Origin of the sequence: Kaistia algarum, from assembly GCF_026343945.1 — a bacterium.
Classification (GTDB): Bacteria; Pseudomonadota; Alphaproteobacteria; order Rhizobiales; family Kaistiaceae; genus Kaistia; species Kaistia algarum.
On record NZ_JAPKNJ010000005.1, the window covers coordinates 57130 to 69006 of the forward strand.

An 11877-nucleotide genomic window follows, 5' to 3' on the forward strand; every position below is an offset into this window, starting at 1 on the left:
CAATGGCAACAGGCTGCTGAAGACGGCGATTATTGCCGGACGTGGATCACCTGGATGATCGCCGGGCCGAGGATCACGGCAAAGAGCACGGGCAGGAAGAACAGGATCATCGGAACGGTGAGCTTCGGCGGCAGCGCGGCCGCCTTCTTCTCCGCCTCGTTCATGCGCTGGTCGCGGCTTTCCTGCGCCATCACGCGCAATGAATCGCCGAGCGGCGTTCCGTAGCGCTCGGCCTGGATCAGCGCCGTGACGACGGCCTTGACGCTGTCGATGCCGGTGCGCGACGCGAGATTCTCATAGGCCTGCCTGCGTTCGGGCAGATAGGAGAGTTCCGCCGTCGTCAGCATCAGTTCCTCGGCCAGCGGCCCGGACTGGGCGCCGATCTCTTCCGAAACCTTGCGGAAGGCCGTCTCCACCGACATGCCGGCCTCGACGCAGATCAGGATCAGGTCGAGAGCATCGGGCCAAGCCTGACGGATCGAAGATTGACGCTTGGAAACGACATTGGCGACATAGAGGATCGGCAGATAGAAGCCGCTGGCGCCGACGAGCAGCGAGGCCCCGAGCTTGAACAGGAAGGGCTGCTCGAACTTGCCGATCACGAAGAAATATAGAAGGGCTGCGGCAAAAACGCAGAATGGCAGGACGAAGCGGGCAAACAGGAAAACGATGATGGGCGCCTGTCCGCGGAAACCTGCCATGCGCAGCCGGTTCAGCGTCTGCTCGTCCACCAGCGCCTCGCGCAGATTGAGGCCTTCAACGAGGCGCTTCATATAAGCGCGCGGCTCGTGGCGAAGCGAGATCCGGCTCTGCTCGGAAAGCCGGGCCCGCTCCCGCGCCCGGATCCGCTCGCGCTCGATGGCCACGGTTTTCATGCGCGCCGGCAACCGGTCACGCTCCAGCAGCGGCAGCGTCAACGACAGGATCGTAGCGATGACCGCAACGGCCGAGAAGACGGCGATCAGAAGCTGCGGATCGACCAGGCCCATGATCAACTGGAGCATCTTTCCCGCCTCAATATTTGAAATCGATCATGCGGCGCATGACGACAATGCCGATCGACATCCATAGGGCGGCGCCGCCCAGGATGACGTTGCCGAGCGGGTCGGTGAAAAGCAGCGTGATGTACTTCGGATTGGTGAAATAGGTGATCGTCACGACGAGCGGCGGCAGCGCGCCGATGATCCAGGCCGATGCCTTCGCCTCCATGCTCATCGCCTGGATCTTGCCCTTCATCTTGGCGCGCTCGCGCAGAATACGGGAGAGATTGCCAAGCGCCTCGCCGAGATTGCCGCCGGCCTTCTGCTGGATGGCGATGACGATGGCGAAGAAATTGGCCTCCGGCAGCGGCACGCGTTCCGGCAGTCGGGCCACCGCGTCGGTCAGCGGAAGGCCGAGGCCCTGCTGCTGATCGACGATCTTGCGGAACTCGGATCGCACCGGTTCGCGCGCTTCCGCCGCGATAATGCGCAGGCAGTCGCCCACGGGAAGGCCGGCACGGATGCCGCGGACGATGACGTCGACGGCATTCGGGAATTCGCTGGTGAACTGGCGGAAGCGGCGCTTGCGGAAATGGCTGACCACCCAGCGCGGCAACCCGAGCGCGCCCGCGACGCCAGCCGCCAAGACGGCATAAAGCGGCAGGCCGAAGAGCAGGGCGATCAGAAGCGCACCACCGCCACAGCCAGCGCTGATCAGCAGAAACTTGCGGTGGCTCCATTCAAGCCCCGCCTGCTGCAACCGCAGTACCAGCGGCGGAGATTTCGACTGCTTGGCCCTCGCCTTCTGCTTCTGCTCGATCTCCTTCAGCGTTTCCTGGATGGTCTTGCGGCGCTTGCCGGCATCCGTCTGGCGGACCTGCGTGAGCGCGCTCGCCTTGTTATTCAGCTGGGTCAGCCGCAGTTCCATCTGGCCTTCCTCGCGGATCCGATCGCGAAGAAAGGCATAGGCGAGCGCGCCCGCGCTGAAGGCGGCGAGAAGGACGATGGCGAAGAAAAGACCCGTCGACCCCAGCATGTCCGCTATCCCGGCTGAAGGGCGGCCTCGCCCTTGTCGGCAGCATCAAGCGCCGCGGCCAGACGATTTTCCTCGTTGAAATAGCGCGCCCGCTCCCAGAAGCGCGGACGGCCGATGCCGGTCGAGCGATGCCGGCCGAGGATCCGGCCATTGGCGTCTTCGCCGAGCATGTCGAACACGAAGATGTCCTGCATGGTGACGACGTCGCCCTCCATGCCCAGGATCTCGGTGACATGGGTTATGCGGCGCGATCCGTCGCGGAGCCGCATGACCTGGACCACGACGTCGACGGAATTGACGATCATTTCCTTGAGCGTCTTCGACGGCAGGTTGAAGCCACCCATGGTGATCATCGATTCGAGGCGTGAGATCGCCTCGCGCGGGCTGTTGGCGTGCAGCGTGCCCATCGAGCCGTCATGGCCCGTGTTCATCGCCTGCAACAGGTCGAACGCTTCCGGTCCGCGCACTTCGCCGACGATGATCCGCTCCGGCCGCATGCGCAGGCAATTGCGGACCAGATCGCGCATCGTGATCTCGCCCTCGCCCTCGAGATTGGGCGGCCGCGTCTCGAGGCGCACGACATGCGGCTGCTGCAATTGCAGCTCGGCCGCATCCTCGCAGGTGATGATGCGCTCCTGCTGCTCGATGAAGGCGGTGAGGCAGTTGAGCAGCGTCGTCTTGCCGGAGCCGGTGCCGCCGGAGATCACAACATTGCAGCGCGAGCGGCCGATGATCTCCAGCACGGTCGCGCCTTCCGCCGTGATCGTCCCGTATTTGACCAGTTGCCCCAGCGTCAGCTTGTCCTTGCGGAACTTGCGGATCGTCAGCGTCGGCCCGTCGATCGCCAGCGGCGGCGCAATGACGTTGACGCGGCTGCCGTCTGGAAGACGCGCGTCGCAGATCGGCGAGGATTCGTCGACCCGGCGGCCTACTTGGCTGACAATGCGCTGGCAGATGTTCATCAGCTGCGTGTTGTCGCGAAAATGGACGCCTGTGGCCTGCATCCGGCCCTGCACCTCGATGTAAGTCGAGTGGGCGCCGTTGACCATGATGTCGGTGATGTCGTCGCGCGCCAGCAGGGGCTCGAGCGGGCCATAGCCGAGCACGTCGTTGCAGATGTCGTCGAGCATGTCTTCCTGCTCGGCGATCGACATGACGATCGACTTCAGCGAGACGATATCGCCGACGATGTCACGAATTTCCTCACGCGCGGTTTCGACGTCGAGCTTGGAGAGCTGCGCCAGATCGATCGTCTCGATCAGCGCCGAGAAGATGCTTGCCTTGACCTCATAGAACTCCGTGGAGCGACGGATCGAACCGCCATCCTGGCTGACGAGCGAGGGCACAGCGGACGGGGCTGCCCGTCGCTCTGGCTGCGGGTTCGCCCGCACGGGAGCCGGGGCGATGGGCTTCGCCTCGGGTCTGGCGTCCAGGGTACCGCGCTTGCCGAACATCACGCCGCTCCGCTTTTGCGGCTCCGCAGACGTGCCAGCAGCGGCGCCAGAGCCGACGTTCTCTTCGGCTTCACGTCGACCCGCCCGGTGAGAATCTGCGCGATGTGATCGAAGGCCGCGGCAGCCGCGCTCTTCGGGTCGGTCTCGGCGATCATCTGCCCATTATTGGCGGCGGTGCCGAAAAGCTGAGGCTCGAAGCCGATGACGGCGATCGGCTCGATCGCCAGCGCGGCCGTGAAATCAGCAACCTTGATCTCGGGCCGCTTGGCCATGCCCTGTTTGTTGATGACGAGCCGCGGCGGCGCGTCGCCCTGCCGCAGCGTGCGGAGCATATCGAGAAGGTTCTTCGCGTTGCGCAGATTGGCAAGATCCGGCTCGGCGGTCAGCACGATCTCGTCGGCGGCGATGAGCACGCGGCGCGCCCAGGCCGTCCAGACATGCGGAATATCGAGGATCACCGCCGGGACGCCGTTCTGGGCGACTTCGATCATCGCCTCGAAGGTCGTCTCGTCATAGTCGCAGGTGCGATCGAGCGTCGCCGGCGCCGCGAGAAGGCTGAGATGGTCCGAGCAGCGCGCGAGAAGCCGGTCGAGAAAAGTATCGTCGAGACGCTCGGGCGAATGGATCGCATCGGAAATGCCCTGAGCCGGGTCCTGGTTGAAATCGAGCCCGGCCGTGCCGAACGCGACGTCCAGATCGGCGATCACGACTTCGTTCTGGAGGTTCCGGGCAATCGACCAGGCGACATTGTGCGCCACCATGGACGAGCCCGCGCCACCCTTGGCGCCGACAAAGGCGATCGAGCGGCCGAGCGGCGCCTTGCCGGTATCGAGATAGAGATCGGCGATCGACTTGATGATGTCGGGGGCGCTGACCGGGCCGACCAGATATTCGCTGACGCCGCGGCGGATCAGCAGGCGGTAGAGCTCGACATCGTTGGCGCGGCCAACAATGACGATCTTGGTGCCGGCGTCGCAGACTTCGGCCAGATGGTCGAGTTCGGCGATCAGCCTTTCGCCGGCCAGATGCGTCTCGGCGAGGATCAGGTTCGGCGTCGGCGCAGCGTGATAGAATTCAGCCGCCGCGGCGAGCCCACCCATCTGCACCTTGACATGGGCGCGGCTCATACGGCGATCGGTTGCCGCCTTCTCGACGATAGCCGCGAAATCGGCGCCCTCGCAGAAGGCCTGGATCGAGATGCGCGGGATCGGCCGCACATGGCCGAGATCGGCAGATCCGAGGCTGCCGGCTCGGGGAGTTGGAGCCTCCTGAAGCGCCAGCTGGATCATCACTGGCCTCCTACGCCGGTCGCGATATCGACCTTGTCGAGCCCCTTGTACTCGCCCGAGGGGTTCGTCCCCTTTTCGTAGTTGCCGAGCACCACCATGCGGCGCGTGGCATCGGCCGACGACATTCCCCGCGGATAGAGCAGGTCGAGCGGATTGGTGACCTGCGCGGCGAGGTTCTGCTGCGTGGCGCAGCCGAAATTGTAATAGCTGCGGTTCTCGGTCTTCATCCACATCTTGCCGTCTTCCATCGGCCACTGACCGCAGCCATCGACATGGGCGCCGATCCGCGCGAAGGCGAGGCGGACCGGCGCCTCCGCCTCTTCGGCGCCGGCGGGATAGCTGCGCACGTCGATCTGCTTGCGCGGGACACCGGCCGCGACGAGCGCATCCGCTGCCTGCCGGGCGATGCCGGTCGCGGCTCTGGCATTGGCAGAATTGCTCGGCACGATGATCGCCATCGCCGACGCATCCGCGATGGCATATTGCTGGGCGAAGCCAGTGATGTTGCCACGCATGCGCGTCGAGAGCTTCGGCACATCCGGGCCGACCGGCAGATCCATCGTTGCAATCTGCTGGTTGATCAGGATCGGATGGCGGACCCGATAATCGTCGGGACCGAGCGTCGCTCCCGTGACATCGTATTTCGTGTTCACGCAGCCGCCGAGCACCGTCAGGGCCAGCAGCGAGACGAGGATGCCGAGCGGTTTGCGGGCGCGGGGCGGATGCATGGCGGTTTCCTGAGTGGCGCGCGATGTCATGGAATGGGCTCCGCCCGTCCTAGTCGTAGATGAAGCCGTAGTAGCCGGCGTAAGAGCCGCGCGGCACCGGATGTCCGACCGTGCCGTAGATCCGGTTGAGCCGGCCGAGGAACGTCACCGACGCATCGCTCGGCGTCTCGAAGCCGTCATCGGGACGAGCCAGCGCCGTGCGGGCCGTGGGACGCGCCATATAGGGCGTCACGATGATGACGAGTTCGGTCTGGTTGCGCTTGAAGTCGCGGCTCTTGAACAACGAACCGAGGATCGGCACGTCCATCAGCACGGGAAACCCGGTTAGCGCCTGCTGGATATTGTCCTGCAGCAGCCCGCCAAGGACGAGCGAGCCGCCCGAGGGAAGCTCGAGGGTGCTCTCGGCACGGCGAACCTTGAGGCTCGGGATCTTGTAGTCGCCCATCGAGACCGCACCCTCGTTGGAGATGTCGGAGGCCTCGGTCTTGACCTTGAGGCTGATCCGTCCCTCCGACAGCACGATCGGGGTGAAGGCGAGCGACACGCCATAGGATTTGTAGGTGACGGTGAGCTGGTTGTTGGTCGCGTCATAGCTGGTCGGCACCGGGAACTCGCCGCCGGCCAGGAAGGTCGCGGGCTCGCCGGAAATCGCCGTCAGCGTCGGCTCGGCGAGGACGCGGACGACACCGTCCTGCTCCATGGCCTGAAGCTGCGCGGTGATCGAGGAATTGCCGCTGGTCGCACGTCCGACGGCCTGGTTGATCGGGTCGAACAGCGGGCCGGCGATGGCAAAGGGATTGTTGGTGGCCAGCGCCGCGATGCTGCCGCCGACGGCGTGGAGATTGACACCGAGCTGCTTGGCGACGTTGCGATCGATCTCGGCGACCGTGACCTTGAGCTGGACCTGGTCCTCGCCCTCGATCGTCAGGAGGTTGACGACATTACTGTTGCGGATCCCGCCAGGGCTGGTCGACACACCGCTTCCCGCGTCGTTTTCGCCGCTGGCACCGCCAGCGGTGCTGCTATTCGAGACGCCGGTATTCTGGCTGCCATTGGCGAACATGTTGGCAAGCTGCTGCGCCTTGTTCGAGTCGCCGGCGTTCTTCACCGTACCGGTCAGCACCAGATTGTCGTTGAGCACCTCGACCTTTATCCGGCCTTCCGGGATCATCCGGCGCAGAGCGCTCTCCAGCGCCGCCATGTCGCGCTCGACGAGCAGTGAAAGATGCAGGATCTGCTGGCCGGACTGGTCGAGCACGAAAAGGTCGGCTTGGCCGATGGTGACGCCGGTCAGGAAAATGCGCCGCGAATTACGCAGCACGGCGGTCGCGATCCTCGGATCGGACACGACGACGTCGCGCGCATTGCGCGGCAAATCGATGATCTTGGACTTGTGGTAGCCGAGCGACAGCGTCTCGGAGGCCCCCATCGGCAGGGAGACGGCATTATCTCCGGCGCTGGCTGCCGCCGGCATCGCGGCGACCAGCCCTAATCCGATAGCAATCGCCGCCGAGCGCCGGACAAGCTGGTTTCGCCACGAGGCGACGATGCGCGACCCGAGCGCCCTCAACTTCATGCTTCTTGTTCCCACGGTGATCATTGCAGCTCGACCTGCCTGGCGACGCCGTTGCGAACCAGCATGACGCCGTTGCCGGTTCGCTGATTGTTGAGAAGATGGCTCGCATCCGGGCTCGCCGTGTCGGAGGCATCGGCGAGGCTGCGCAGAGCGAGCGTGAGCTTCTGGCTCATCTGCTGGGCGATGGTGAGGATTTGCGCCTGCTCGGCGCTCAGCTCGAGCGTCGCGGTCTGTCCGACAACGACCTTCTCGCCGTCCTTCTCGCCGATGGTCTGGTCGATCGCCAGCACGCGGACATTGCCCAGCACGGTTTCGGTGACGTAGCGACCGCCCGGTTCGGAGCCGTTCTGGAGCTGGCGGGTCATGATCACGTCGACATGATCGTTGGGAAGGATGAAGCCGCCGGCCGAAGTATCGGCGCTGATCGCCGTGGCGACCGCGCGCTTGCCGGCCGGCAGTATTGCCGACATGAAGCCGCGATCCGATCGGATCAGCTTCGCCTCGTTGATCGGTTCCCCGGCGACGAAACTGGTACGAGCGATGGATCCCGCCAGCTCATCGGCGGCGTTGGGCTTGGCAGCCTGCGTGACATAGGCAGGAGCGACGCCGGCCTTCGGCCAGGATTGCCACTGGAAGGCGGCGGCATCGAGCGTCGTCCCCATCGGCAGGTCCCGCGTTGCAACCAGCACATTCGCGGTCTCGGTGACGGGCGCCGGAGCCGCGTCCTGCGTGACGACAACCTTCGGTGCCGTCAGATTGCGCGCCAGCATGGCAGCGGCAAGGCCAGCCACGAGGGCGACACCGATCACGACGACGCGCGCCGTCTTCATTGTATTTCCCCTGAGTGCTGACGATCCGAAACCCCGGACCCATCTCGCCACGCAAACGTGTAAGTATGGTTAACGAGACGTGAGAATACGTAGCTAACGATTTATGAACGCGGCGCTTTCAGCCGCCCAAGGCGAGTTGAACGAACGGCGTCGCCGGGAAGACGAAGAGGCCGCCGGCCGCGATCGCGACGCCGTAGGGGACGCCTTCGCTGCGGTCATGCAGCCGTGTCAGCCAGTCCTGCTGCAGGGCGAAGGCCGGAAGCGTCTGTCGGCGCAGGATCAGGATCATCAGCGTCAGGACGCCACCGAACACTGCCGAGGCGACGACGAACGGCATGAGCTGGTCGAATCCGAGCCAGATCGCGGCCGCCGCTGCCATCTTGGCATCGCCGCCACCGATCCAGCCGCGGGAGAAGAAGACGATCCCGACGCCAAGGACCAGAAGCCCGGCAAGAAGATGCGTGCCGAGCGCCTCAAGCGGAAATCCGTAGATCGGCGCGATGACGAAGAAGGACGCGGCGAGCAACAGAGAGACCCGGTTCGATATCGTCATCGTCGCGATGTCGGATATCGCGGTCCAGGCCATGATCGCCGGGAAAACCAGATAGAGCATCGATTGCAGTAGAGACGTCATCGCCGATCCCTGTCGCTGTGCTGGCGAAGCATCGCGTCCGCAGGAGATCGCGATGCTTCGATCTGTTCTTCAGCGGCGCCAGGGCGCCGCCGGGGAGTGCGTGCTGCGCGGACTACGGAACGACCGTGCCCGCCAGCTTGGTGCCGACCGTCGTGAAGAACGTCGAGATGTCGGTACCGAGCGTCGTCGCCGCGACGATGATGCCGCAGCCGACGAGCGAGGCGAGCATGCCGTATTCGATCGCGGTGGCGCCGGACTCATTCGCCGCGAAGCGGAGGAGAACAGTCTTCATGTCGAGCTTTCCAGTTCTGGTGGAAAAGGACGCAAAGTCGTCGCGGCGCTGGCTGCGTCCTTAGACGGCGGTGCCGGAGAGCTTGGTGCCGATATTGGTGAACAGCGTCGAGATGTCGGTGGCGAGCGTCGTGGCGGCGACGATGATGCCGCAGCCGACAAGCGCGGCCAGCAGGCCGTATTCGATCGCGGTGGCGCCGGACTCGTTGTTGGCGAAGCGGACGAGAAGCGTCTTCATGGCAGGTTTCCTGATGCGAATGAGGATGGATTGGGAGATGTGTCGGGTCCGCGGCGCCGCAAGGGCGCCGCGCTTCCTGAGCAGTTGCGCTTAGACGGCGGTGCCGGAAAGCTTGGTGCCGATGTTGGTGAACAGCGTCGAGATGTCGGTGGCGAGCGTCGTCGCGGCAACGATGATGCCGCAGCCGACCAGCGCGGCCAGCAGGCCGTACTCGATCGCGGTGGCGCCGGACTCGTTGTTGGCGAAGCGGACGAGGAGCATCTTCATGGCAGGTTTCCTGATGTGGATGGATTGGATTGGGAGGGTTGTCGGATCGGCGGCGCTACCAAAGCGCCGCGTCGCCGGTGCGGCCTTCGCTTAGACGGCGGTGCCGGAAAGCTTGGTGCCGATGTTGGTGAACAGCGTCGAGATGTCGGTGGCGAGCGTCGTCGCGGCGACGATGATGCCGCAGCCGACGAGCGCGGCCAGCAAGCCGTATTCGATCGCGGTGGCGCCGGACTCGTTGTTCACGAAACGGGTGACGAAAGACTTCATCATACTCTCCTGGATGCCAAGGAACAAAGGCGTTGACTTAGTTGAACTTTCCCGAGGTCCACTTCGTCTTTGCTTCGTGGCCCCAACGAGGATCAACGTAGCAGCCGGCTCCTGCGTCTTTATTAAATAAAATTCGAGTAAATCATGCATCGTTTTTCGATTTATTAACTATAAATCGGCGGTCCACTTCGATACAATTGTAAGATAACGTCTTTTCAAATCGCTATAGTATTTTTAACCTGAAATTAACCGCGTCCATTAGGATGGCATTCAGCATGCCCGCAAGAGCCACTGCAGGCGGGCCCATACGAAACGGCGAAAACACTCCGAATCGACGGTTCTGAACGAGGCGCGAGCGGGTCCAGCGGCACCGGCCGCCGCGGATTGAGGGCAATCGTTAACGCCGACCGGCCGTTTAAGCCTTCATTCACCATCGCACGGCACTATTGGTCCGGCGAAAAGGCCGGGATCGGGGTGTTTCATGGTGATGAACGGAAGCGACGCGCTGAGCAGGGCGCCCAGCCGTCTGGCTTGCCGGCGTCTCGCGCTTCTGGCCTTCGCGGTTCCGGCAGCGATCCTGATCGCGAACGGAATGGCGCATGCGAGCGAGGCGATCGACGTCCGGCTCGACCGCGCCAAGGTCATGCGCATCGCGCGCCCGGCGGCGACAGTGATCCTCGGCAATCCGGCGATCGCCGACGCCACTATTCAGGATCGCCTGACGCTCATCATCACCGGACGCAGCTTCGGCACGACCAATTTGATCGTGCTCGACCAGGCCGGCGAGCCGATCGCTGACCAGTTGATTACCGTTTCCTCCCCCAATGATGATGTCGTCACCGTCTATAGCGGCGACACGCGCCGCAGTTTCTCCTGTTCGCCGGATTGTCAGCCCACCCTCTCCATGGGCGATTCACCGCAGACCTTCGACATCGTGAAGGGCCAGTTCCAGAGCCGGTCGGATATCGTCCAGAATGCGACCAGCGGCGGACAGCCGGCGGCGGCCAACTGAGCGTTGGTTAGCGGAGCGTTACCCGGACCTCTCCGATTTTCGACAAAGCCAACAAACATTCCTCAATGCCTGTTTGCTAGCGGTTAACTCGGATGTGCGGCCGATCGGTTTCGGCGCCCAGGGACCCGCTTCATGCGACGCATAGAGGATGACAATCTGCCGACCCGGCGCGCGAGGCGGGGCTTCCGCAAGGACAGCAGCGGCGCCACGGCCGTGGAATTCGCGCTGATCGCGCTTCCCTTCATCGCGATGATGGGGGCGATCATCGAGACAGGCATTCTTTATTTCGCCGACAGCGCCCTCGACAATGCCACCAGCGAAGCCTCGCGGCTCATTCGAACCGGCCAGGCGCAGCAAAGCGGGTTCGATGCGGCGGCGTTCCGGCAGAAGGTCTGCGACGGCGTGACGCCTCTGTTTACCTGCTCGGGGATCAAGGTCGATGTCCGCACGACAACCGATTTTTCGAGCGCCGATGTCGGGACGCCGGTGAAGGCGGACGGAAGCTTCGATGATTCGAAGTTTAAATATGATGCCGGGCATGGCACCGACATCGTCGTCGTTCGCGTCTACTACGAGTGGCCCGCCATGCTGAATCTCCTGGCGAAGGACAGTTCGCTCAACGGCAACCACCTCCTCGCCGCCGTCACCGCCTTCCGCAACGAACCATTCTCCTGGTGAGATTTCCGATGCTCAACACGGCGCTGTCGGCCCGCCCCCCCTTCGCCTCCGTCCGGCGCTTTGCCCGCGCCGAATCCGGCATGGCAGCGCTGGAATTCGCGCTCATTCTTCCGGTCATGCTCGTGCTCTATGTCGGCGGCGTCGAGGTCACGGAGGGGCTTTCGGCCAAGCGCAAGGTCTCGCATGCCGCGAGCGCCATCTCCGATCTCGTCGCTCAGGATACGGCCATCGCCAACACAGCTGAAATGCAGGACATCTTCGAGGCGGGCTCAGCCATCCTGACGCCCTTCAGCGACACGCCGCTGAAGGTAACCGTCACCGCCATCACCATGGACGCCAACAAGAAGGCGACGGTGAGCTGGGCCCAGACCCTGCACGGCGCAACCTGCCCCGCCAAGGGAACCGCGGTCGCCGTGCCGGCCGCGCTCCAGGCGGCCAACGGGTTCCTCGTGCTCGTGAAGGCCGAATATGCCTACAAGCCGATGATCGGCTACGTGCTGCCGAAGTCGATCACCATCCACGACCAGCTCTACCAGGCGCCCCGCTCGGGCAAGGCGATCACCGGCCCGTCCTGCGGCTGATCTTCGGACGCCGATC

General features: G+C 64.0%; 15 protein-coding genes. 3 read left to right on the forward strand and 12 right to left on the reverse strand.

Going from position 1 to position 11877, the window contains the following annotated elements; genetic code table 11:
* Nucleotides 1-29: 29 nt before the first annotated feature.
* From OSH05_RS24240 to OSH05_RS24295, 12 genes are all read right to left on the reverse strand, one after another.
* Entirely contained in the window at nt 30-1004 is a 975-nt protein-coding gene (locus OSH05_RS24240; RefSeq protein ID WP_104221573.1) for a type II secretion system F family protein, read from the reverse strand.
* A gap of 10 nt (nt 1005-1014) precedes the next feature.
* Complete coding sequence (locus OSH05_RS24245; RefSeq protein WP_104221572.1) at nt 1015-2016, reverse strand: type II secretion system F family protein; 1002 nt, start codon at nt 2014-2016, stop codon at nt 1015-1017.
* A gap of 5 nt (nt 2017-2021) precedes the next feature.
* On the reverse strand, nt 2022-3470 hold the full coding sequence (locus OSH05_RS24250; protein WP_104221571.1) for a CpaF family protein: 1449 nt from the start codon (nt 3468-3470) through the stop codon (nt 2022-2024).
* Nucleotides 3470-4759, reverse strand: coding sequence for an AAA family ATPase (locus tag OSH05_RS24255; RefSeq protein ID WP_104221570.1), 1290 nt, complete (start codon nt 4757-4759; stop codon nt 3470-3472). The genes OSH05_RS24250 and OSH05_RS24255 overlap by 1 nt, the downstream gene beginning before the upstream one ends.
* Nucleotides 4759-5487 (reverse strand): CpaD family pilus assembly protein, encoded by a 729-nt coding sequence (locus OSH05_RS24260; RefSeq protein WP_165801752.1) that lies wholly within the window; start codon nt 5485-5487, stop codon nt 4759-4761. The genes OSH05_RS24255 and OSH05_RS24260 overlap by 1 nt, the downstream gene beginning before the upstream one ends.
* Nucleotides 5488-5536: 49 nt before the next feature.
* Nucleotides 5537-7063, reverse strand: coding sequence for a type II and III secretion system protein family protein (locus tag OSH05_RS24265; protein WP_165801751.1), 1527 nt, complete (start codon nt 7061-7063; stop codon nt 5537-5539).
* Between the two features lie 20 nt (nt 7064-7083).
* Nucleotides 7084-7893: a Flp pilus assembly protein CpaB gene (gene cpaB, locus OSH05_RS24270; RefSeq protein ID WP_104221567.1), complete on the reverse strand. Its 810-nt coding sequence runs from the start codon at nt 7891-7893 to the stop codon at nt 7084-7086.
* A 118-nt stretch (nt 7894-8011) separates the two neighbouring features.
* Nucleotides 8012-8527 (reverse strand): A24 family peptidase, encoded by a 516-nt coding sequence (locus OSH05_RS24275; RefSeq protein WP_266353057.1) that lies wholly within the window; start codon nt 8525-8527, stop codon nt 8012-8014.
* A 112-nt stretch (nt 8528-8639) separates the two neighbouring features.
* On the reverse strand, nt 8640-8819 hold the full coding sequence (locus OSH05_RS24280) for a Flp family type IVb pilin (protein WP_104221565.1): 180 nt from the start codon (nt 8817-8819) through the stop codon (nt 8640-8642).
* Between the two features lie 60 nt (nt 8820-8879).
* Nucleotides 8880-9056, reverse strand: a complete 177-nt coding sequence (locus OSH05_RS24285; RefSeq protein WP_266353058.1) for a Flp family type IVb pilin — start codon at nt 9054-9056, stop codon at nt 8880-8882.
* A gap of 90 nt (nt 9057-9146) precedes the next feature.
* The gene (locus tag OSH05_RS24290) at nt 9147-9323 is read right to left on the reverse strand and encodes a Flp family type IVb pilin (protein WP_266353060.1); all 177 of its coding nucleotides are present in this window, start codon (nt 9321-9323) and stop codon (nt 9147-9149) included.
* A gap of 90 nt (nt 9324-9413) precedes the next feature.
* Entirely contained in the window at nt 9414-9590 is a 177-nt protein-coding gene (locus OSH05_RS24295) for a Flp family type IVb pilin (protein WP_104220190.1), read from the reverse strand.
* 481 nt (nt 9591-10071) lie between these two features.
* Here OSH05_RS24295 and OSH05_RS24300 point away from each other — a divergent pair, with 481 nt between their 5' ends.
* The 3 genes from OSH05_RS24300 to OSH05_RS24310 all read left to right on the forward strand — a co-directional run bounded on the left by OSH05_RS24300 (nt 10072) and on the right by OSH05_RS24310 (nt 11861).
* Nucleotides 10072-10602: a pilus assembly protein N-terminal domain-containing protein gene (locus OSH05_RS24300; protein WP_104220191.1), complete on the forward strand. Its 531-nt coding sequence runs from the start codon at nt 10072-10074 to the stop codon at nt 10600-10602.
* Between the two features lie 132 nt (nt 10603-10734).
* Complete coding sequence (locus OSH05_RS24305) at nt 10735-11280, forward strand: TadE/TadG family type IV pilus assembly protein (protein WP_104220192.1); 546 nt, start codon at nt 10735-10737, stop codon at nt 11278-11280.
* A gap of 8 nt (nt 11281-11288) precedes the next feature.
* Nucleotides 11289-11861 (forward strand): TadE/TadG family type IV pilus assembly protein, encoded by a 573-nt coding sequence (locus OSH05_RS24310; protein ID WP_104220193.1) that lies wholly within the window; start codon nt 11289-11291, stop codon nt 11859-11861.
* Nucleotides 11862-11877: the final 16 nt, after the last annotated feature.